Source organism: Lentzea xerophila (genome assembly GCF_051094245.1).
In the GTDB taxonomy this organism is placed as follows: Bacteria; Actinomycetota; Actinomycetes; order Mycobacteriales; family Pseudonocardiaceae; genus Lentzea; species Lentzea xerophila.
Genome location: NZ_CP194934.1, coordinates 1,139,251 through 1,160,866 on the forward strand (window position 1 = coordinate 1,139,251; position 21,616 = coordinate 1,160,866).

Here is a 21,616-nt window from a genome sequence, read left to right on the forward strand (position 1 = left end):
GGTGCTCTTCGTAGTTCTACTTCTGGTGCTGGCTGCCCTCGGGCTGCTCGTGCCTGCGTTGACCACGTCCAACACGATCTGGGCGTGGTCGTCCGTGGGAGCGAGCGTGCTCGCCGCCCTGGTCCTTGCTTGGGACTGGTGGCGGAGACGACCGGGGGACCCCGCGGCCGACGCGCAGAGTGTAGATCAACTAGCAGCAGCTGATGATCAACGGGTAGTGGTTGCGGCGACAGCCGACACGCCTCCCGCTGATGAGGAACCACCGGAAGAGGACACCGACGCGGCGGACCTGCTCGTTGTGGCCGATCTGGTGGACGAGGTGCGGGTGCTGGACGAGCGGCCCCGATACCACCTGAGCTCGTGTTCCTGGCTCGCCGGGAGGCCCACGCTGGGCCTCCCGGTGCAGGAGGCACGGCAACTGCAGTTCACGCCTTGCGCCTTGTGCACCCCGGACGCGGTGCTGGTGCGCAGGAGCCGTTCCGTTCAGGCGGACTGACGGGTGAGTGAACGTCTCCGGCATGGGTGAGGAAGTCGCCCATGTTCCCGGGGTCGTGTTCCGCAGGCGGAACACGACGACAGCCGAATCTCTAGTTCACGACCAGGACCTTCTGGTCTTTCGAAGTGTCCCTTGGTGATGCGCCGGCCGTCGCGGCAGTGCGCAGCTCGATTTCCCCTGGTGCGTGCCAGCGGTTGAGGTCGACCCTTGCGCGGAACGCGTTGAAGGGCTGGTCGCCGCAGGTGTGTGATCGACGCCGCGAACACGTCGGTCCACCCGTCGGCGTTGTACTCGACGCGGTCGACGGTGAAGTCGGCCGTGTTGTCGACGCAGCCGTAGCCGCCGTTCAGGACGACGACCTTCTGGTCGTGGTACGTGCCGTCGGTGATCAGTTGCCCGTCGTGGCGGGACAGCTCGACCAGGACGTAGTCCTGCAGGCCGTTGTGCTCGGCGTGGATCCTGATCGCGTTGTCGGACCGGCGCAGTCCTACCCGGATCTCCTCGGCCGGCGCCGACCACTGCGCGGACCGGCCGTGGACCGGCCACGCGTTGGGTTCGGCCTCGAAGGAGAACGCCTGCACCGGTGCGACGGCGGTGGTGCTCAGCAAAGCGGCGAGTGCCAGAAAGTTCACGTGATCCCCCAATCACCTCGCCGAGAAGTCTGGCGCGGTGAGCCCGCGTGCGCCATGAGTGGATCTATCCAGGGCACTGGCGCAAGTGGGACGCTGTCCCATATTTTAACGGGACAGCGTCCCACTTAGGTCGAGGAGACATCGTGCCGACGACGTACGTACTGGTCCACGGGGCCTGGCACAGCGGTCAGTGCTGGGCACGGGTGGTGCCGCGGCTGGGAGCGAGCGGCAGCAGGGTGTTCACGCCGACGCTCACCGGGTACGGCGAGACCCGCCACCTGCTGAGGCCGGACGTAGGCCTCGGCACGCACATCGCCGACGTGGTGCGGTTGCTGGTCGACGAGGACCTGAGCGACGTCGTCCTGGTCGGGCACAGCTACGCGGGCATGGTGATCTCCGGCGTGGCCAACCAGGTGCCGGAACGGATCGCGCGGCTCGTCTACCTCGACGCCATGGTGCCTGCCGACGGTGAGAGCGCGTTCGACGTCATGCCCATGCCCCAGGAAATGATCGGCAGCGACTGGCGGGTGCCCGTGCCGCCCGCACCGTTCGGGTTGTTCGGGCTCACCGACGCCGCCGACATCGCGTGGCTGAACACCATGGTCTCCGACCAGTCGGCGCTGTGCCTGCGGGAGCCGGTGGCCATGGACAACCCCGCTCTCGGCGAGATCCCGCGCACGCACGTCCACTGCACGGTGAAGCCGCCCGGGATCGAACCCCGCCCGGTTCCCGCCGTGCAGCCGAACGGCGACCCGGCCGACGTGCGCGAGCTGGCGACGGGCCACGACTGCATGATCACCATGCCCGCCGAACTGGCCGCGCTGCTGCTCGACGTCGGAGCCCCGGCCACTTCGCGGGTGCTCTCCGGGGCGGGCACCGCTGACTAGGATGCGGGCATGAGCGACGCCCCCGGCAGCGCGGAACGACCGCGGCGACGGGCCGACGCACGGCGCAACGCCGGGAGCGTGCTCGACGCCGCGGCCGCCGTGTTCGTCGCCTCCGGCGTCGACGCGCCGATCCGCGAGATCGCCGCCCGCGCCGGGGTGGGCACGGCGACCATCTACCGCCACTACCCGACGCGGGCCGATCTGATCGTGGCCGTCTACCGGTCACAGGTGCGGTCGCTCGTCGAGGCCGGACCCGCTCTGCTGGCCGCCGAACCGAGTCCCCACCGGGCTCTGACGAAGTGGATCGACCAGTTCGTCGACTTCGTCGTCACCAAGCAGGGGCTCGCGTCGGTGCTGCAGTCGAGCGAGTCGTGCTACGACCCGCTGCACGACTACTTCCTCGAACATCTCGTGCCCGTGTGCACGCGGCTGCTGGAAGCGGCCGCGGCGGCCGGTGAGATCGTTCCCGGTCAGGACCCGAACGAGCTGATGCGGGGCGTCGGGAGCATCTGCGCCGGCGCGAACGCGAGCAAAGGCGTCCGGTACGACGTGCGGCACCTCGTGCGGCTGCTGATCAACGGACTGAGGCCCGGCCTCGGCGTCGGCAGCTGACCTGCGGGCAGAACGGGCACCTCACCGGTCCAGGAACAGCAGCAGGATCAGCAACGCCAGCAGCGCCAGGTCCATGACCACGCCGGACGGCTTCGAGTCGTACCGTAGCCGGGTGATCGTGGCGCCGACCATCAGCAGCCCGAGCCCGACGGTGGCCGCGTGCGCCACCCATTGCCACGTGACCAGACCGATGACCAGGCCCGCCGCGCCCGCCCACTCCAGCGCGCCGATGGTGCGCCACAGCGCCGGGTTCATCCGGAAGTGGTCGCGGGCCTCGAGTGACGCCTTCGCCCCGAACAGCTTGCCCGCGCCCGTCGCCACGAACAGCAGGGCCAGCACGATCGACAACGCGATGGTCAACGTCATCCGGCGAGCATACGGTTTGCGCGCACCCGTACCCTGGTGACCACAGGCACCGATCCGGCCATCACCGGGGAGCCTCCGGAAGAACGGACGCGCGAGCGTCTCAGTAGAACCGGACGGGACCGGCCCGTCACAGCCGAAGAACGAGAGGCTCGCCCGCTGTGTTCGTCAAGCAGAGGGGTGAGCAAGCGGGGTGGTACCGCGGCAGGCCGAGCCACATCGGCGTGTCGTCCTCGCGTGTCACATCTGACCGCGAGGAGCAGTGGAGATGGCCTACCCCAGGGCCGGAGCGAACGAGGTCCCGGCGCAGCCGTCCTTTCCGAACCTCGAGCAGGACGTGCTCGGGTACTGGAAGGACGACGAGACCTTCCAGGCGAGCATCGACCGCAACCCGGTGGGCGAGAACGGCGACAACGAGTTCGTCTTCTACGACGGCCCGCCGTTCGCGAACGGCCTGCCGCACTACGGACACCTGCTGACCGGGTACGTCAAGGACGTCGTGCCGCGCTACCAGACCATGCGCGGCAAGCACGTCGAGCGCCGGTTCGGCTGGGACACCCACGGCATGCCCGCCGAGTACGAGGCGGAGAAGCAGCTCGGCATCACGCAGAAGCACGAGATCGACGAGCTCGGCATCGAGAAGTTCAACGAGGCGTGCCGCACGTCCGTGCTGCAGTACACGGACCAGTGGCGCGACTACGTGACGCGGCAGGCGCGCTGGGTCGACTTCGACAACGACTACAAGACGCTCGACCTCGACTACATGGAAAGCGTCATGTGGGCGTTCAAGGCCTTGTGGGACAAGGGCTTGATCTACGAGGGCTTCCGGGTGCTCTGGTACTGCTGGCGCTGCCAGACGCCGCTGTCCAACACCGAGACCAAGATGGACGACGCCTACCGCGACCGCCAGGACCCGGCCGTCACGGTGGCGCTGCGCCTCGAGTCCGGTGAGAAGGCCCTGGTCTGGACGACCACGCCGTGGACGCTGCCGAGCAACCTGGCCGCCGCCGTGCACCCCGACGTCGACTACGTGACGGTCGTGGGCTCGGACGGCGAGAAGTACCTGCTGGCCGAGGCCCGCGTCGCGGCGTACGCGCGTGAGCTGGGCGAGGAGCCCCAGGTCGTCGCCCGCTACCGGGGCTCGGACCTGGTCGGCAAGAAGTACCTGCCGCCGTTCGACTTCTTCGTGGGCCGCGAGAACGCGCACCAGGTGCTGACCGCGGACTACGTCACCACCGACGACGGCACGGGCATCGTCCACATCGCGCCGGCGTTCGGTGAGGACGACAAGGTCGTGACGGACGCGGCGGGCATCGAGGTCGTCGTGCCGGTCGGGCCGGACGGCAAGTTCACCGCCGAGGCCGGCCCGTACGCGGGTGTGCACGTGTTCGAGGCCAACAAGCAGATCATCCGTGACCTGCGCGAGGCTGGTCTGCTGCTGCGCCACGAGACCTACGACCACCCGTACCCGCACTGCTGGCGGTGCGCGAACCCGCTGATCCAGCGCGCGCTGTCGGCGTGGTTCGTCGCGGTCACGCAGTTCAAGGACCGGATGGTCGAGCTGAACCAGCAGATCAACTGGGTGCCGGCGCACATCAAGGACGGCCAGTTCGGCAAGTGGCTCGAGAACGCGCGCGACTGGAACATCTCGCGCAACCGGTACTGGGGCTCGCCGCTGCCCGTCTGGGTGTCGGACAACCCCGAGTTCCCGCGCACGGACGTGTACGGGTCGCTGGACGAGCTGGAGCGCGACTTCGGCGTGCGCCCGGACAACCTGCACCGGCCGTTCATCGACGAGCTCACGCGGCCGAACCCGGACGACCCGAGCGGTCAGTCGGTCATGCGGCGCATCCCGGACGTGCTGGACTGCTGGTTCGAGTCCGGCTCGATGTCGTTCGCGCAGGTGCACTACCCGTTCGAGAACGCGGAGTGGTTCGAGAACCACTACCCCGGCAACTTCATCGTCGAGTACAACGGGCAGACGCGCGGCTGGTTCTACACGATGCACGTGCTCGCGACGGCGTTGTTCGACCGGCCCGCGTTCCGCGACTGCGTGGCGCACGGCATCGTGCTCGGTGACGACGGCCAGAAGATGTCCAAGTCGCTCAAGAACTACCCGGACGTCAACGAGGTCTTCGACCGCGACGGCTCGGACGCCATGCGCTGGTTCCTCATGGCGTCACCGATCCTGCGCGGTGGCGACCTGGTGGTGACCGAGCGCGGCATCCGTGACGCGGTGCGCCAGGCGGTGCTGCCGTTGTGGAACTCCTGGTACTTCCTCGCGTTGTACTCCAACGCTTCCGGTCGCGAGGGCACGTGGCGGACCGACTCGAAGCACGTGCTCGACCGGTACGCGCTGGCGAAGACGCACGACCTGGTGCGCGACGTCCAGGCGGCGATGGACGTCTACGACATCTCCGGCGCGTGCCAGCTGGTGCGTGAGTACCTGGAGGTGCTGACGAACTGGTACGTGCGGCGGTCGCGGCAGCGGTTCTGGGACGGTGACCAGGACGCGATCGACACCCTGCACACCGTGCTGGAGGTCGTCACGCGCGTGGCGGCGCCGTTGCTGCCGTACACGACCGAGGTCGTGTGGCGCGGGCTGACCGGCGGTCGTTCGGTGCACCTGACGGACTTCCCGGCCGTCGCCGACCTTCCGGCGGACGACGACCTGGTGGCGGCGATGGACGAGGTGCGGGACGTCTGCTCGACGGCGTTGTCGCTGCGCAAGGCGAACAAGCTGCGCGTGCGGCTTCCGTTGGCGCGGTTGACCGTCGCGTCGCCGGTGGCGGGCTCCTTGGAGGACTTCGCCGAGATCGTGCGCGACGAGGTCAACGTCAAGGAGGTGTCGCTCTCCACGGACGTCGACGCGTACGGGCAGTTCCAGCTCGTCGTGAACGCGCGCGCCGCCGGTCCGCGGCTCGGGCCGAACGTGCAGAAGGTCATCAAGGCCGTCAAGGCCGGTGACTGGTCCGAAGTGGACGGTCACGTGGTCGCCGCCGGTGTCGAGCTGTTCGAGGGTGAGTACGAACAGCGTTTGGTGGCAACGGATCCGGCTGCCACGGCGGCGCTTCCGGGCGGTGCCGGTGTCGTCGTGCTCGACACGGTGGTGACGCCGGAACTGGAGGCCGAGGGTGTGGCGCGTGACCTGGTGCGCGTTGTGCAGCAGGCACGTAAGGACGCCGCGCTGGACGTGTCCGACCGGATCACGCTGACGCTGGAACTGCCGGACTCGGTGCGTTCCGCCGTGGAGCCGCACCTGCCGTTCGTGCAGGCGGAGACTTTGACGTCTTCGGTGGTGTTCGGTTCGGGTGTTTCCGAGGGCACCGTCGGGGACGGCCTCAAGGTCAAGGTGGCTGTCGCTCGGGTGTGACCGTGGATTCACGCGGGGCCGCTGTCTTCGGATAGCGGCCCCGCGTCATTTCTGTCTTCAGAAAGTGTCAGACCCCCTCGCTACGGTCGAACCAGACCAACCAGCAAGGGGGAAATGCGATGGTCCTGACTGGGGGATGGCGCGTCCTCGCGGGCGCACTGCTCCTTTCGGCCGGTCTGGTGGCGCCCGCCGCCTCGGCCGATCCGGTTGCGGCCTGCACGTCCTGGAACTTCGTCGAACTGCCGGTGCCGCCCGCCGTGCAGAGCAGTGGGGTCGTGGCCGGAGCGGGCTCGTTCGCCGTCGGCAACGGGTCGTTCTGGTCGATGGACGGCACGACGGTGCTGGTGTGGAAGGACGGACAGCAGGTCGACCAGCTGTCCTTCTTCCGCAACGTCGTGCGAGCGCACGACGTGAACTCGTCCGGCGTGGTCGTCCTCTCGGCGTACACGTTCCCGTCGGCCTCGCAGTGGAAAGCCGGCGTGTACGAGTCGCTGCCGGGCTTACCGGGCGAGTACCGGGTCGAGGCGTTCGACGTGAACGAACGCGGCGACGTGCTCGGCCGCTCCGACGGCAAGCCCGTGGTCTGGCCGGCGGACTCCGCTGTGCCGTACCAGGTTCCGGGCACGGACGCGTCCTGGACCGCGGTGGGCATCGCCGACGACGGTTCGGTACTGGCGTCGTCGAGCACCGGCGCACACTGGATCCGCCCGTCCGGCGCTCTCGTCCCGCTCGGTGAGGCGGAAGTGCGGGCGGTGCGGGGCAACTACGCGGTCGGCGTCACGGACTCGAAGGTCGTGCGCTGGGATCTGTCAGGCGCCGCCAGCGAGTCCTTCGCCTTCGCCTCGCGGGCGTTAGCCGTGAACTCGCACGGCCACTTGCTGGGTGCGGCGGCCTGGGGCGACACCCAGGTGTGGGAGACCCCGCAGCGCTCGGTCCCGGTGCCCGCCGGCGGGACGTTCGCGTCGTTGACCGACGAGGGCGACGTCTACGGCACGCTCGGCGCCGATCCGCGCACCCTGGTGCCGCTGCTGCTCGACTGTGCCGGGGGTGCGCGATGAGGCGCTGATCGCGGACCTGGCGGGACGGGCAGCTTTCAGGATCGCTGCCTCGTCCCGCCAGGCTCCGGGCATGCCGTGAGGCGGCCGAGTGCCGGGTTTCCGTTCTGCTGTGGGGGACTGATCTGTGGCACGACGGGCTCGGGTTCGCTGACGGTTGGCGGCCAGGAAGGCCCGCCGCAACCCCGCCAGCACCCACGGCGACCGTTGTGCCGGTGCCGCGAGTGACCCCACGGCCCGGCGGCACAACGCACTCAGGCGCGCTGTGGCCGGCGGTTGGCGAGAATAAAAGCCCGCCGCACCAGCCGCACCCACGGCGACCACCGTGCCGGTGACACGGGCTCACGCCCAGCCGCGCGCTCGACGTTGTCGAACAGGTCCTCCAGGCAGGCGTCGTGCAGCCAGCGGATCACGAAGGCCCACTTCAGGCGTTTGCCGAGGCTGAAGTCGCCGACGAGTTCGTGGCGCAGGACGGTGCCCGACGCCGACAGGGTGTGGGTGCCGTCGCCGTCGCCGAAGGTGAAGGTGATCGACGAGCCCGGCGTGAACTCCGTGCAGTGGTAGCGGATCGGGCCGTGGCCGCCGTCGGCGCCGACGCCGAGCGGTCGGTCGAACTCCTGCTTGCCCCAGGCGGGCGGCCAGAGTTCCTGGACGCGGTCGACGAACGGGCCCGCGGGCACGCCGAGGTCCCTGGTGTGGACGTTCCTGATCACAACTGTCCCCTCTTCCATACGCAACCGTATGTTCCTGAACCGTACGGTAGCGTATGGAGCCGTGGTGCGGAGGAGTCGCGACGACTGGACTGAGATAGCGCTGAGAGCGCTGGCCGAAGGCGGACTTCAGGCCGTGGCGGTCGAACCGCTCGCGGCGAGGGCCGGCGCGACCAAGGGGAGCGTCTACCACCACTTCCCGAACCGGGAGGCGTTGCTCAGGGCGACGGTCGAGCGGTGGGAGCGGGAGCATACCGAGAAGGTCATCGAGCTGGTCGAGGCCGAGAAGACCCCGCAGGACAAGCTCAGGACGTTGTTCGGCACAGTGCTCGACCGCACCCGCAAGGGGTCGGTGGAGATGGCGTTGCAGGCGGGCGCCGAGCACGACGTCATCGCGCCGGTGCTGCACCGCGTCACGAGAAAGCGGATCGGCTACCTGACCGAGCTGTTCGGCGAGCTCGGGTTCGACGAGGAGCACGCGAAGAAGCGCGCGCTGATCGCGTTCAGCCTCTACCTGGGGCAGGCGCAGATGTGGGTGACCCTGCCCGGCCTCGTCGAACCGATGCTCGACGAGGCCGTGCAGGTGCTCACAGCCAGGTGATCAGGCAGGTGATCAGCCAGGCGATCAGGCCGCGGTCGCCCACAGCGCGGAGGCGATCACGTCCGCGTTGCGGTCGAGTGCCGTCACGTTGATGTTCGACGTGGTGTCGCAGGAGCGGTGGTAGCAGCGGTCGTAGGCCTGGCCGGCCGTGCCGCCCCACTTCTGCGCCTGGGCCGCGGTCTTGATGCCCTCGGCGCCGGTGAAGGTGCCGCCGACCGGGATGCCCGCGCGGGCGAACGCCGCGTGGTCGGAGCGGCCGCCGACGCTGGTCAGCTCGGTCTGGACGTTGATCGCCGTGAAGCCCGCCTGCAGGCGCTGCTGCAGGGCCAGTGAGCCGGAGGGCTGGCCCGAGGCGCTGTAGACGAAGTAGCCGGGGTTCGGCGAGCCGGTCATGTCGAAGTTCAGGTAGGCCTTGATCTTCGACCTGTCGGTCGTCGTCAGGGAGTTCACGTAGTAGGTCGAGCCGATCAGGCCGCGCTCCTCGGCGCCCCACCAGCCGAACCGCACGTGCTTGGTCGGCTGGAACCCGGTGGCCTTCATCTGGAGGGCCACTTCCAGCAGCGACGCGGAGCCCGAGCCGTTGTCGTTGATGCCGGGGCCCGCGGTGACGCTGTCGAGGTGGCCGCCCAGCATCACGACGTTGTTCGCGTCGCCGCCAGGGTAGTCCGCGATCAGGTTGTAGCCGGTGGCGCCGCCGTAGCTGAACGACTGCACGCGCGTCGTGAAGCCGGCCGCGTCGAGCTTGCTCTTCACCCAGTTGACCGAGGCCAGGTACCCCGGACGCCCGTGAGCGCGGTTGCCGCCGTTGGCGTTCGCGATCGACTGGAACTGGTTGAGGTGGGCTTGGACGTTCGCGACGCTGATGTTCGGCGCCGCCAGGGCCGCGGGAGCGGCCGCTTGCGCTGTGGTCGCTCCGGCCGCCATCAAGGCGGCCGCCAGCGCGATCAGGATCCTCATGGTTCAACTCCGGTGCAGGGTTGGGATTGAGCCACTGATCAACATGCTCCGATGTGCATGAGCCGGGTAGGTGCGATCGGCTGGAGTTCTTAACGCGCCTGATTCGTCGGATTCGGTGGTGATCAACCAGAATGGTCCAGGTGGGTGACGTCACGGTCGTGCTGGGCGTCGGCGCCGCCGTGCTGCTGATCTCCGTGATCGCGGTGCGCGTGTCGACTCGGCTCGGCCTGCCCTCGTTGTTGCTGTACCTCGGCATCGGCGTGCTGCTCGGCGAGTCCGTCGTCGGCATCAGGTTCGACGACGCCGACCTCACCCGGTCCCTCGGCATCGCGGCACTCGTGCTGATCCTGACCGAGGGCGGCATCACGACCCGGTGGCAGGCGGTGAAGTCCTCGCTGTGGCTGGGCGTCGCACTGTCCACAGTGGCCGTGGCGGTGAGCGTCGCGGTGACCGGAACGGCGTTGCACTACCTGCTCGGCCTCGACTGGCGGATGGCGTTGCTGTGGGGCGCGGTGCTGTCGTCCACCGACGCGGCCGCCGTCTTCAGCGTCCTGCGGTCGTTGGGCGTCGGAGCGCGGCTCACCGGCGCGCTCGAACTGGAGTCCGGCCTGAACGACGCGCCGGTCTACATCGCCGTCGTGCTGCTGGCCTCGTCGGACCGGATCACGTGGGCCGCGCCGCTGCTGGTGATCTACGAACTGGGCGCGGGCGCGCTCATCGGTGTCGCACTGGGCTTCCTCGGCGGGGCCGGGCTCAGACGCGCGGCGTTGCCGTCCACCGGTCTGTACCCGCTCGCCACTGTGGCGGTGTGCGTGATGGCCTACACGGCGGCCGATCTCGCGCACGCGTCCGGATTCCTCGCCACCTACGTCGCCGCGTTGGTCCTCGGCAACGCCCGCCTGCCGCACCGCGCCGACACGCTGTCGTTCGCCGAAGGTCTCGGCTGGCTCGCCCAGATCGGGCTCTTCGTCCTGCTCGGCCTCTACGCCTCGCCGTCACGGCTGCTCGACGTGCTGTTCCCCGCGCTGATCGCGGGTGTGGTGCTGACGTTCGTCGCGCGGCCGCTGTCGATCATGCTCTCCTCGCTGCCGTTCAAGGTGCCGTGGCGTGAACAGGCGTTCCTCTCCTGGTCGGGGCTGCGGGGCGCGGTGCCGATCGTGTTCGCGCTGATCCCGTTGATCCAGGGCGTCGAGGGTGCGCGCGAGCTGGTCGACGTGGTGTTCCTGCTGGTCATCGTGCTGACGGTGGTGCAGGGCACGACGCTGCCATTCCTCGCGCGGCGCCTGGGCCTGGTACGGGCCGGTGAGGCGCAGGAGATCCAGGTCGACGCCTCGCCGCTCGACGAGCTGGGTGCCGAACTGCTGCAGGTGCACATCCAGCGCGGGTCGAAGCTGCACGGCGTTTACATGTCGGAGCTGAGGCTGCCGACGGGTTCCACGGTCAGTCTCGTGGTGCGCGCCGGGAAGAGTTTCACGCCACAACCGACGACCCGGCTGCAGACCGACGACCAGTTGCTCATCGTCACCACCGAAGAGGCACGTGACGCCGCTGAGCGGCGCGTACGTGCCGTCGACAGGGCCGGCCGCTACGCCAGGTGGAAGGGCGAGACCGGCGAATAGTCGGTCTCCGAGGCTTCTCACCATGTGATCGGGTGTCGACACGCACCGTGACCCTCCGCTAACGTCCTCGGCAGGTCATGAGAGCCAGCGTCAAGCCCAAGCTTGCTGGCCGGCAACCCTCCAACCGCGGTGGGGTGCCCTTGGTGAGGACCTGGTCCGGCGCGTGGGGCGCCGGTCAAGCGCGGGCCTTCGCACAACGGGGCCCCTGGCCTCGGAGGCAGCTCGATGACGCTCGCGATCACCCCAGCCACGAACACCGTCACGAACACCGCGGTTCCGGCTGTCGTCGGCGCTGACCTGCGCGTTCCGCTCGTCACCGGAGAGCGCGTCACCTACGCCAACCTCGATCACGCGGCGAGCGCGCCCTGTCTGCAAGAGGTGCGCGACGCCGTCGACGAGCTGCTGCCCTGGTACGCCAGCGTGCACCGCGGCGCCGGCTTCGCCTCCCAGGTCTCGACCCGCGTCTACGAGCAGGCCAGGGACCGCATCCGCAAGTTCGTCGGGGCGCGTTCCTCCGACACCGTCGTCTTCACCCGCAACACCACCGATTCGCTGAACCTGTTGGCGCGCAGCGTTCCCAAGGGCACCGCCGTCGTCCTGTTCGACAGCGAGCACCACGCGGCGTTGCTGCCGTGGCGCGGGCCGAACGTCCAGCGCGTCCCCGCTCTCGCCGAAGAATCAAACACTGAGTCCGGTGCTGCCGCTTTTGTCGTCGCGCTGGACCGGGCGTTGGCCGCCGCCCCGGTCGGCCCCCGGCTCGTGATCGTCACCGGGGCGTCCAACGTCACGGGGGAGCTGTGGCCGGTCGCGGAGCTCGCGAAGGTCGCCCGCCGGCACGGCGCGCGCATCGCGCTCGACGCCGCGCAGCTCGCCCCGCACCGTCCGATCAACGCCCGTGAGCTGGGCGTCGACTACATCGCGTTCTCCGGCCACAAGATCTACGCGCCGTTCGGCGCCGGTGTGCTGGTCGGCCGCGCGGACTGGCTGCAGCAGGCCCAGCCGTACCTGGTCGGCGGCGGCGCCACGGCGAAGGTGACCGACCACGGCGACCGCCTGGGCGTGGCCTGGTCCGCGGTGCCCGAGCGGCACGAGGCCGGCAGCCCGAACGTCGTCGGCGTGCACGCGCTGGCCGCGGCCTGCGAGATCCTGTCGCGGCACTGGGAGCAGACCGTCGCGCACGAGCAGGAGCTGCTGACGCGCCTGCGGGACGGCCTGCGCACCGTCCCCGGCTTCCGCGAGCTCGCGATCCTGACCGACGCCGACAAGGTCGGTGTCGTGAGCTTCACGATCTCCGGCTTCGACGCGGGCTTCCTCGCGGCGGCGCTGTCGGCGGAGTACGGCATCGGCGTGCGCGACGGCGCGTTCTGCGCGCACGTGATCGTGGGCCGCCTGGTCAAGCAGGCCGGATCGCACGAGCAACGCGCCGTGCGCGCGTCGATCGGTCTCGGCACGACGGCCGAGCACGTGGATCGCTTGGTCGCGGCGCTGCGCACCCTGGTCACCGAGGGTCCGAAGTGGACCTACACGCAGCTCGACGGCCGCTGGGTCCCCGAGGACGACGGCCGAACCCTGCCGCCGTTCCTCGCGTAGTCCCTGTACGTGGACAATGACCTGGTGAGTGACGAGTCCGAGGCGGCGGAGAAGGTGTCCGAGAAGGCCGCTGACCAGCCTGCCGACGAGCAGGTCAGCGAGCCCGAGACGGTCGCGACGCCGGTCGCCGGGCAGCCGGTCGCGGAGGAGACGGCGGAGGAGAAGCCCGCCGAGCCGCCCGCGAAGGCCCAGGACGACGACGAGGGGTTCTCGATCACCGGCTCGTTGCCGGAACCGAAGACCAGGGTTCTGGCGGTCCTGGCGGCCGGGGTGCTGGCCCTCGACGTGCTCACCAAGGTGCTGTCCGTGGCCTTCCTCGAGGGCGCCGACCCGATCAAGGTCTTCGGCGGCGCGCTCTACCTGACGTTCGTCCGCAACCCCGGTGCCGCGTTCGGCATGGCCGAGGGCTGGACGTGGATCCTCGCGCTGATCGCGCTGGGCGTCGTCGGGTTCATCCTCTGGATCTCGCGCAACCTCCGCTCCCAGGGCTGGGCCGTCGGCCTCGGCCTGGTGCTGGGCGGCGCCGTCGGCAACCTCGCCGACCGCCTCTTCCGCGAGCCGGGCCCGATGCGCGGCCACGTGGTCGACTTCCTGTCGCTGTTCGACCCGTACGGCCGGGTGTGGCCGGTGTTCAACATCGCGGACATGGCGATCGTGGGTGGTGGCGTGACGGTCATCGTCCTGGCGCTCATGCAGCACGATTACGACGGGACCGTCCACAAGCAGGTTCCGGCGCTCGAGGAGCAGGCCGGGCTGCGGGAACCGAAGTAGCGGCTGCCTGGTAAATTCAGGGGTCTGCCTGGCCCGGTTGGTGGTGTAACCCCGGCGCCGTGAGGCGTACTCCAGCCAGAAGAAGGTCGAGGCCCCGCGTGAGCGGATACCGAACGCTGCCGATTCCCGACGGTCTGGACGGCATGCGCGTCGACGCCGGCCTCGCGAAGCTGCTCGGGCTGTCCCGCACCGTCGTCGCGGCCATCGCCGACGCTGACGACGTGCTCGTCGACGGCCGGGTCGTCGGCAAGTCCGACCGGCTGACGGCGGGGGCGATGCTGGAGATCACGCTGCCCGCGCCGCCGCAGCCGATCACCGTCCAGGCGATTCCCGTCGAGGGTCTGAAGGTCATCCACGAGGACGACGACATCATCGTCGTCGACAAGCCCGTCGGTGTCGCCGTGCACCCGTCGCCGGGCTGGACCGGACCGACGGTGGTGGGCGGGCTCGCCGGTGCCGGCCACCGCGTCGCCACCTCCGGAGCCGCCGAGCGCCAGGGCGTCGTGCACCGGCTCGACGTCGGCACGACCGGCGTGATGGTGGTCGCGAAGTCCGAGTCGGCGTACTCCGCCCTGAAGCACGCCTTCAAGGAGCGGACCGTCGACAAGGTCTACCACGCGATCGTGCAGGGCCACCCGGACCCGATCAAGGGCACCATCGACGCGCCGATCGACCGCCACCCCAAGCACGACTACAAGTTCGCCGTGATGAACTCCGGCAAGCCCTCGATCACGCACTACGAGGTGATGGAGGCGTTCCGGGCGGCGTCGCTCGTCGAGGTGCACCTGGAGACCGGCCGCACGCACCAGATCCGTGTGCACTTCTCGGCGCTGCACCACCCGTGCGTCGGCGACCTGACCTACGGGGCCGACCCGACGCTGTCCAAGCGGCTCGGGGTGACGCGGCAGTGGCTGCACGCCCGGCAGCTCGGGTTCCACCACCCGGCCGACGGCCAATGGGTCACCTTCACCTCGGACTACCCGGACGACCTGGCGCAGGCGCTGGAAAAGCTGCGCGAAGAAGGCTGATTGCGTCTGAGTAAATCACCGATTAAAGACATTGCACTTGATGTTAATCGGTGTGCTCAATAGCGTTTTCGGCATGTACCTGACAATTCTCGCGGCCTCGGGCCGGACCGGTCTCGCCCTCACCCGCAAGGCGTTGGAGCGCGGCCACACCGTCACGGCGATCGCCCGCGACCCGCGGCGCGTCACCGCGGACCACCCGAACCTGCGCAAGGTCGCCGGTGACGTGAGTGACCCGGCGAGCATCGCCGCGGCCGTCGGCGCGGACTCCGTCGTCCTGTCCGGCCTTGGCACGGACCGCGCGGGCGTCCTCCTCGACGGCGCGAAGGCGGTCGTCGCCGCCCGTCCGCGCCGGATCATCTGGCTCGGCGCGTACGGCACGGGCGCGTCCGCCGAGGCGGCGGGCGAGGGCGCCGGAGTGCTCTGGAAGGTGATGGGCGACCGGATCCCGGACAAGGTCGCGGCCGACAACGCCGTCCTCGCCACCGGTGGCACCGTCTTCCACGCCGGGGTGCTCAGCGACGAACCGGAGAGCCCCGCCCGGCGCACGGCCGGTCTGGACGCCGCGCCGCCGTTCGACCTCGGCGCGAAGGTCAGCCGGGAGACCGTGGCCGCGGCCATGCTCGACGAGGCCGAGGAGCCACGCTTTCCCGGCGCCGTCGCCCTGCCGCTAGCCGGCTAGAACCTCGGTGACGGTCGTCCGCACCTGGTCGCGCAGCCAGGCGTGGGCGAGGTCGGAGTCGTAGCGCTGGTGCCAGTTGCAGTTGATCGACGCCTCCGGTGACTCGGCCGGCAACGGGCGGATGACCAGCCCGAACGCCTCGACCAGCGGACGGCAGAGGACCGCCGTCGTGGTGACGAGCACGTCGCTCGCGGCCGCGATCTGCAGGGCGGAGTGCACGGTCGCCACGGTCGCGATCACCCTGCGCCGCAGGCCTTCCGCCGCCAGCAGGTCGTCGATCGGGGCGCTGAGCCGGCCGCGCCGGGACACCACCACGTGCGGATGTTCCGCGTAGGCGCGCAGGTCCAGGCCCTCGGTGCACGGATGGCCGGACCGCATGACCACGGCGAGCGGATCGGTGCCGAACGTCTCCGAGCGGAACTCGGGAAGGCCGGGCGTGCCACCGCCGAGCTCCAGGTCCACCCGGCCGTGCCGCAGGTCGTCGGTGTCGGCGGAGTGTTCGGCGAGCACCCGCAGCCGCACGCCGGGTGCCTGCTCCGCGATCTTCGCGATCAACGCCGGCACGACCGCCGAGGCGAGGGCGTCGTGGCACTGGACGGTGAAGGTCCGTTCCAGTTCGGCGAGGTCCAGCTCACGGCTCGGCGCCAGCACGGCGTTGGCCTGCCGCACCAGCCGGTGCACCTCGTCGGCGATGCCGAGCGCGTACGGCGTCGGCGTCATCGTGTGGCCCGTCCGCACCAGGATGTCGTCGCCGGTCACCTTCCTGATCCGCCCGAGCGTGCGGCTGACCGCGGGCGACGACAGGTGCAGCCGTTCCGCCGCCCCCATCACGCTGCCCTCTTCGAGCAGGGCGTCCAGCACCGTCAGCAGGTTCAGATCCGCTTGCATGACAACCAATCTTGGAGGAACCCATGCTCGCCGCCGCCGCCACCGCCGCCGTCCGCCGGGCAGGAGCACGGATGACGAAGCGGTACTCGACCGAGTCGCGCGCCTCCAGCCTCGGCGAGATCGTCGCGGCCGTCCGGGCCAACGACGACGCCATGACCGACCTGCTGAGGCCGGAGTTGGAGGCGATCCGCCCGAGCGCGAGGTGGCTCGACGACGAACACGGCTCCGGCGCGCTGGAACCCGGCGAGTGGTGGCTCGTGGACCCGGTCGGCGGCAACATGAACGCGGTCCACGGCATGACCGACTTCAACATCGGAGTGAGCCTGGTCCGCGACGGCCGCCCGGTGCTCGCGGTCGTGTACTTCCCGTTGTCCGACGAGATGTTCACGGCGGAAGAGGGTGGCGGCGCGTTCCTCAACGGCGTCCGCCTGAAGGTCTCCGGCAAGATCTCGCTGGACGGCGCGCTGGCCGGCACCGGTCAGGCCCAGCCGGGCCAGGGACCGGAGATGGCGGGCCGGGTCGGCGCCTCCTACAGCGCGATGGCGAAGAAAGCCCTCTACGTCCGGATCTCCGTACCCGTGACCCATCAACTCGCCCAGGTCGCCGCCGGACGCATGGACCTGCACTGGCAGTACGACAACGTACGCGCGCACGCGTCCGGTGTGCTGCTTGTGCGGGAAGCAGGGGGGATCGTCACGGACCTCGACGGCAAGCCGTGGGAGCTGACGAGCCGTGAGTACCTGGCAGCGGCTCCGGGAGTGCACGCGGCGGCGCTGGAGGTGCTGGGTCAGGCGGCCTAGTCCTCGACGGTCCAGACCAGGGTGTTCAGGTCCACCTCGGGGCGCACGCTCCAGCGGATCTGGATCACCTCGGTCGTGTCCGGCAGCACGAACACGCTGTGCCCGCCCGCGGTCTCGCCCGGCTGCACGCCGAGCTTGTGCGCGGGCCGCGAGGACAGCGACACGGGCGCCTTCGTCACGGTCTCGCCGGTCTTGGTGACCAGGACGAGGTACATGTCCGGCAGCGAGGTGTAGGGGATCTGCGAGGTGTTCGTCACCTCGGTGTGGACGACCACGGCCCGTTCGCCCTCGGCGAGCTTGTAACCGGCCGCGGTGAACAGGAAGTCCGCCGGGTCGACGACCTCGACGAGCTGGATCGACAGGCGCGCGCCCTCCAGACTGTCCGCGTCCAGCGCCGAGCCGATCTTGCCGGTCCGCGAGACGGGCTTGGGCTGCGGCTGGTCCGCGCGCACCCAGCCCGCCGACTGGGGCGGGCCCCACATGGCCTGGGGCTGGGCTTGGGGCTGGGCCGGGAACGGCTGGCTGATCGGCGGCGGCTGCACCTGGTGCGGCCCGCTCTGGTGCACGGCGTACGAGCCGGACGGGGGCGGACCCGTGTAGCTGCCGTACGCGGCCGCGTTCGCGAGGGCGCGGCGCAGGCCGTTCGGGTCGCCCTCGACGCCCACGAGCAGGGGCAGGCCGCTGCCGGAGAGTGTGATCAGGCGCATGGCGGCTTCGCGCGGGTCCATGCCCAGGCGCTGGGCGATCTCGTGCACGGCCGCGCGGCCTGACTCGGCTAGGACGGCGAGCAGACGGGCGTCAACGGGATCAGGGGCCACCACGTAAAAGAACGCTACCCGGCGCTCTCGATCTCCGCGTCACCGCGTACCGGATCGAGATCACCGCGACAAACCCACGAGCCTCCGTGAGGTGATCTTCGAGGCGGGATAGGGTTGGCAAATCCGGAATTCGCGTACCTTCCCACGCGTCCGTTCGATCTCCTGGAGGTACGGTGGCGGACTCGTTTGTGCACCTGCACGTGCACACCGAGTACTCGATGCTCGACGGAGCGGCCAAGGTGGCGCCGCTGTTCGAGGAGGCCGAGCGGCTCGGCATGACCGCTGTCGGTATGAGCGACCACGGCAACATGTACGGGGCCGACGAGTTCTACCAGACGGCGACGAAGACCGGCATCAAGCCGATCATCGGCATCGAGGCCTACCTCGCCCCGCACAACCGCCTGCACAAGAAGCCGGTGTTCTGGGGCGACCCCGGTCAGCGCGGCGACGACATCTCCGGTGCCGGCGCGTACACCCACATGACGATGTGGGCGCGGAACGCGGCCGGGCTGCGCAACCTCTTCCGCCTGCACACCGAGGCGAGCAAGACGGGCTACTACTACAAGCCCCGCATGGACCGTGAGCTCGTCGCGCAGCACGCCGACGGCATCATCGCCACGACCGGCTGCCCGTCCGGCGAGGTGCAGACCCGGCTGCGGCTCGGGCAGGTCGACGAGGCGATCCAGGCCGCGTCGGACTACCAGGACATCTTCGGCAAGGACAACTTCTTCCTGGAACTGATGGACCACGGCCTCGACATCGAGCGCCGGGTCCGCGACGGCCTGCTGGAGATCAGCCGCAAGCTCGGCATCCCGCCGCTCGCGACCAACGACAGCCACTACGTCACCAAGGACCAGGCGGACACGCACTCCGCACTGCTGTGCGTGCAGTCCGGCAAGATGCTGACCGACCCGAACCGCTTCAAGTTCGACGGTGACGGCTACTACCTCAAGTCCGCCGAGGAGATGCGCCAGGTCTGGAAGGACCTGCCCGAGGCGTGCGACAACACCCTGCTGGTCGCGGAGAAGATCGAGTCCTACGACGACATCTGGACCGTCAAGGACCGCATCCCGAACTTCGAGGTGCCCGAGGGCGAGGACCAGGCCTCCTGGTTCCGCAAGGAGATCCGGCGCGGCCTGGAGTGGCGGTTCCGCGGCCAGGAGGTTCCCGACGAGTACATCAAGCGCTGTGACTTCGAGGCCCAGGTCATCATCGACAAGGGCTTCCCGGCGTACTTCCTGATCGTCGCCGACCTGATCAACTACGCCCGCAGCGTCGGCATCCGGGTCGGTCCCGGCCGTGGTTCGGCCGCGGGCGCCGCGGTGTCGTGGGCGATGGGCATCACGAACATCGACCCCATCCCGCACGGTCTGCTGTTCGAGCGGTTCCTGAACCCCGAGCGCACCGCCATGCCCGACATCGACATCGACTTCGACGACCGCCGCCGCGGCGAGATGATCCGCTACGCCAGCGAGAAGTACGGCGCCGACAAGGTCGCCCAGGTGATCACGTTCGGCACCATCAAGACCAAGGCCGCGCTGAAGGACTCGGCGCGGGTGCACCACGGTCAGCCGGGCTTCGCGATCGCCGACAAGATCTCCAAGGCGCTGCCGCCGCCGATCATGGCGAAGGACATCCCGCTCAACGGCATCGTCAACAAGAGCCACCCGCGCTACGGCGAGGCCGCCGAGGTCCGCTCGCTGCTCGAGACCGACGCGCAGGTGAAGGAGATCTTCGACACCGCGCTCGGGCTCGAGGGCCTGATCCGCAACGCCGGCGTGCACGCCTGCGCGGTGATCATGTCGAAGGACCCGCTCACCGAGTCCATTCCGCTGTGGTACCGCGACGACGGCTCGTTCATCACCGGCTGGGACTACCCGTCGTGCGAGAACATCGGCCTGCTGAAGATGGACTTCCTCGGGCTGCGCAACCTCACGGTGATGGGCGACGCCATCGAGAACATCGAGGCCAACCGCGGCAAGGACGCGGTCCCGGACTTCGACACGCTCCCGATGGACGACCCGGAGACCTACGCCCTGCTCGGCCGCGGTGACACGCTCGGCGTGTTCCAGCTGGACGGCGGGCCGATGCGCGACCTGCTGCGCCGCATGCAGCCGACGTCGTTCGAGGACATCGTCGCCGTCGGCGCGCTCTACCGCCCCGGTCCGATGGGTGTGAACGCGCACAACGACTACGCGGACCGCAAGAACGGCCGCCAGGAAGTCAAGCCGATTCACCCGCAGCTCGAGGAACCGCTCAAGGAGATCCTCGGCGAGACGCACGGCCTGATCGTCTACCAAGAGCAGATCATGTTCATCGCCCAGGAGGTCGCCGGCTACTCGATGGGCCGCGCGGACGTGCTGCGCAAGGCGATGGGCAAGAAGAAGGCCGAGGTCCTCGCGAAGGAGTTCGAGGGCTTCCGGGAGGGCATGCGCAACGACCCGCGCGGCTTCTCCGACGAGGCGATCCAGGCGCTGTGGGACACGATCCTCCCGTTCGCCGGCTACGCGTTCAACAAGTCGCACGCGGCCGCGTACGGTCTGATCTCGTACTGGACGGCGTACCTCAAGGCGAACTTCCGCGCCGAGTACATGGCCGCCCTGCTGACGTCGGTCGGTGACAACAAGGACAAGTCGGCGGTCTACCTCGCCGAGTGCCGCCGCCTGGGCATCAAGGTCCTGCCGCCGGACGTCAACGAGTCGGCGCTGCGCTTCGGTGCGGTCGGCACGGACATCCGCTTCGGCCTGGGCGCGATCCGCAACGTCGGCGCGAACGTCGTCGAGTCGATCATCAAGTCCCGCAAGGAGAAGGGCGCCTACACGTCCTTCATCGACTTCATGGACAAGTCCGAGCTCGTCGTGTGCAACAAGCGCGTGATCGAGTCGCTGATCAAGGCCGGTGCGTTCGACTCGTTCGGCAACACCCGCCTGTCGCTGATCCAGATCCACGAGGACGCGGTCGACGCCGTCGTCCCGATCAAGCGCAAGGAGGCGGAGGGGCAGTTCGACCTGTTCGGCGCCGACAGTGGCGACGAACCGGACGACAGCGCCTCCCCGCTCGCGCACCTCAAGTTCGGCACCGAGGAGTACCCGCGCAAGCAGATGCTGAGCCTCGAGAAGGAGATGCTGGGGCTCTACGTCTCCTCGCACCCGCTCGACGGCGCGGAACGGATCCTGCGCAAGTACGCACCCCGGCCGATCGCGGTCGTGCTCGACGATCCGCCCAAGGAAGGCGAGCTGATCGTCTCGGGCATGATCTCGTCGATCGAGCGCCGGGTGAACAAGAACGGCCTGCCGTGGGCGATCACGGTCATCGAGGACCTGGACGCCTCGATCGAGGTGCTGTTCTTCCCGAAGTCGTACGAGGTGCTGCGCGACGACCTGGAGCTCGACTCCGCCGTGTGCGTGAAGGGGCGGGTGAACTGGCGCGAGGACAAGATGGCGATCTTCGGTGACGGTGTCGTCCCGCTCGACATCAGCGACGCGGAGGCCAACCCCGGCGCGGACCCGCCGCTCGTCCTCGGGCTGCACACCAGGACGCTGACGCCCGAGCTGATCGAGGAGCTCAAGATCGTGTTCAAGTCGCACGAGGGCCAGGTCGCCGTGCACCTGGAGGTGCAGAAGCGCGACAAGTCGAAGGAGATGCTGGTGGTGGACAACTACCGCGTCCAGCCGACGCCGTCGCTCTTCGGTGACCTCAAGACGATCCGCGGTGTGACGATCCAGCGTTAGAGGCCG

19 protein-coding genes and 1 riboswitch are annotated in these 21,616 nt (G+C 69.3%); of the genes, 13 read left to right on the forward strand and 6 right to left on the reverse strand.

What is annotated here, in order from left to right; genetic code table 11:
• Position 1 precedes the first annotated feature (1 nt).
• A complete protein-coding gene (locus tag ACRSBM_RS05650; RefSeq protein ID WP_434440385.1) occupies positions 2 to 496 on the forward strand; it encodes a hypothetical protein in 495 nt (164 codons plus the stop codon).
• Here the strand turns inward: ACRSBM_RS05650 and ACRSBM_RS05655 are convergent.
• Entirely contained in the window at positions 484 to 1,128 is a 645-nt protein-coding gene (locus tag ACRSBM_RS05655) for a hypothetical protein (RefSeq protein WP_434440387.1), read from the reverse strand. The two genes, ACRSBM_RS05650 and ACRSBM_RS05655, sit on opposite strands and share 13 nt — an antisense overlap.
• Positions 1,129 to 1,271: 143 nt before the next feature.
• Between ACRSBM_RS05655 and ACRSBM_RS05660 the strand changes: the two genes are divergently transcribed.
• Both ACRSBM_RS05660 and ACRSBM_RS05665 read left to right on the forward strand, forming a co-directional pair.
• A complete protein-coding gene (locus ACRSBM_RS05660) occupies positions 1,272 to 2,015 on the forward strand; it encodes an alpha/beta fold hydrolase (RefSeq protein ID WP_434440389.1) in 744 nt (247 codons plus the stop codon).
• A gap of 9 nt (positions 2,016 to 2,024) precedes the next feature.
• Entirely contained in the window at positions 2,025 to 2,627 is a 603-nt protein-coding gene (locus ACRSBM_RS05665; RefSeq protein ID WP_434440390.1) for a TetR/AcrR family transcriptional regulator, read from the forward strand.
• Positions 2,628 to 2,648: 21 nt separating this feature from the next.
• Here ACRSBM_RS05665 and ACRSBM_RS05670 read toward each other — a convergent pair whose 3' ends face one another.
• Positions 2,649 to 2,993 carry a DoxX family protein gene (locus ACRSBM_RS05670; RefSeq protein WP_434440392.1) on the reverse strand — a complete coding sequence of 115 codons (345 nt, stop codon included), beginning with the start codon at positions 2,991 to 2,993 and terminating at the stop codon, positions 2,649 to 2,651.
• A gap of 265 nt (positions 2,994 to 3,258) precedes the next feature.
• On the opposite strand from ACRSBM_RS05670, the gene ileS reads away from it, so the two are divergent.
• Together ileS and ACRSBM_RS05680 are read left to right on the forward strand one after the other, a co-directional pair.
• Positions 3,259 to 6,363: an isoleucine--tRNA ligase gene (gene ileS / locus ACRSBM_RS05675; protein ID WP_434440394.1), complete on the forward strand. Its 3,105-nt coding sequence runs from the start codon at positions 3,259 to 3,261 to the stop codon at positions 6,361 to 6,363.
• A 119-nt stretch (positions 6,364 to 6,482) separates the two neighbouring features.
• Positions 6,483 to 7,421, forward strand: a complete 939-nt coding sequence (locus ACRSBM_RS05680; protein WP_434440396.1) for a hypothetical protein — start codon at positions 6,483 to 6,485, stop codon at positions 7,419 to 7,421.
• A gap of 251 nt (positions 7,422 to 7,672) precedes the next feature.
• Here the strand turns inward: ACRSBM_RS05680 and ACRSBM_RS05685 are convergent, their stop codons facing one another.
• Complete coding sequence (locus tag ACRSBM_RS05685; protein WP_434440398.1) at positions 7,673 to 8,131, reverse strand: SRPBCC family protein; 459 nt, start codon at positions 8,129 to 8,131, stop codon at positions 7,673 to 7,675.
• A 64-nt stretch (positions 8,132 to 8,195) separates the two neighbouring features.
• Between ACRSBM_RS05685 and ACRSBM_RS05690 the strand changes: the two genes are divergently transcribed.
• Positions 8,196 to 8,729 carry a TetR/AcrR family transcriptional regulator gene (locus tag ACRSBM_RS05690; protein ID WP_434440400.1) on the forward strand — a complete coding sequence of 178 codons (534 nt, stop codon included), beginning with the start codon at positions 8,196 to 8,198 and terminating at the stop codon, positions 8,727 to 8,729.
• 24 nt (positions 8,730 to 8,753) lie between these two features.
• On the opposite strand, the gene ACRSBM_RS05695 is transcribed toward ACRSBM_RS05690, so the two are convergent.
• Positions 8,754 to 9,686, reverse strand: a complete 933-nt coding sequence (locus ACRSBM_RS05695; RefSeq protein ID WP_434440402.1) for a M28 family metallopeptidase — start codon at positions 9,684 to 9,686, stop codon at positions 8,754 to 8,756.
• A gap of 140 nt (positions 9,687 to 9,826) precedes the next feature.
• Between ACRSBM_RS05695 and ACRSBM_RS05700 the strand changes: the two genes are divergently transcribed.
• The 5 genes from ACRSBM_RS05700 (at position 9,827) to ACRSBM_RS05720 (ending at position 15,373) form a co-directional block, all read left to right on the forward strand.
• A complete protein-coding gene (locus ACRSBM_RS05700; protein WP_434440404.1) occupies positions 9,827 to 11,305 on the forward strand; it encodes a potassium/proton antiporter in 1,479 nt (492 codons plus the stop codon).
• Positions 11,306 to 11,378: 73 nt separating this feature from the next.
• Positions 11,379 to 11,493, forward strand: a riboswitch (SAM riboswitch).
• Positions 11,494 to 11,530: 37 nt separating this feature from the next.
• Positions 11,531 to 12,895: an aminotransferase class V-fold PLP-dependent enzyme gene (locus tag ACRSBM_RS05705; protein WP_434440405.1), complete on the forward strand. Its 1,365-nt coding sequence runs from the start codon at positions 11,531 to 11,533 to the stop codon at positions 12,893 to 12,895.
• 24 nt (positions 12,896 to 12,919) lie between these two features.
• A complete protein-coding gene (lspA, locus tag ACRSBM_RS05710; RefSeq protein ID WP_434440407.1) occupies positions 12,920 to 13,666 on the forward strand; it encodes a signal peptidase II in 747 nt (248 codons plus the stop codon).
• Between the two features lie 143 nt (positions 13,667 to 13,809).
• Complete coding sequence (locus tag ACRSBM_RS05715) at positions 13,810 to 14,694, forward strand: RluA family pseudouridine synthase (RefSeq protein WP_434452977.1); 885 nt, start codon at positions 13,810 to 13,812, stop codon at positions 14,692 to 14,694.
• 73 nt (positions 14,695 to 14,767) lie between these two features.
• On the forward strand, positions 14,768 to 15,373 hold the full coding sequence (locus ACRSBM_RS05720; protein WP_434440409.1) for an NAD(P)-dependent oxidoreductase: 606 nt from the start codon (positions 14,768 to 14,770) through the stop codon (positions 15,371 to 15,373).
• Here the strand turns inward: ACRSBM_RS05720 and ACRSBM_RS05725 are convergent.
• Entirely contained in the window at positions 15,362 to 16,261 is a 900-nt protein-coding gene (locus ACRSBM_RS05725; protein ID WP_434440411.1) for a LysR family transcriptional regulator, read from the reverse strand. The two genes, ACRSBM_RS05720 and ACRSBM_RS05725, sit on opposite strands and share 12 nt — an antisense overlap.
• A 23-nt stretch (positions 16,262 to 16,284) precedes the next feature.
• Between ACRSBM_RS05725 and ACRSBM_RS05730 the strand changes: the two genes are divergently transcribed.
• Positions 16,285 to 17,061, forward strand: a complete 777-nt coding sequence (locus tag ACRSBM_RS05730) for an inositol monophosphatase family protein (protein WP_434440413.1) — start codon at positions 16,285 to 16,287, stop codon at positions 17,059 to 17,061.
• Here the strand turns inward: ACRSBM_RS05730 and ACRSBM_RS05735 are convergent.
• Positions 17,058 to 17,882 (reverse strand): AsnC family protein, encoded by an 825-nt coding sequence (locus tag ACRSBM_RS05735; RefSeq protein WP_434440414.1) that lies wholly within the window; start codon positions 17,880 to 17,882, stop codon positions 17,058 to 17,060. The genes ACRSBM_RS05730 and ACRSBM_RS05735 overlap by 4 nt on opposite strands.
• Positions 17,883 to 18,097: 215 nt before the next feature.
• On the opposite strand from ACRSBM_RS05735, the gene dnaE reads away from it, so the two are divergent.
• Positions 18,098 to 21,610: a DNA polymerase III subunit alpha gene (gene dnaE / locus ACRSBM_RS05740; protein WP_434452978.1), complete on the forward strand. Its 3,513-nt coding sequence runs from the start codon at positions 18,098 to 18,100 to the stop codon at positions 21,608 to 21,610.
• Positions 21,611 to 21,616: the final 6 nt, after the last annotated feature.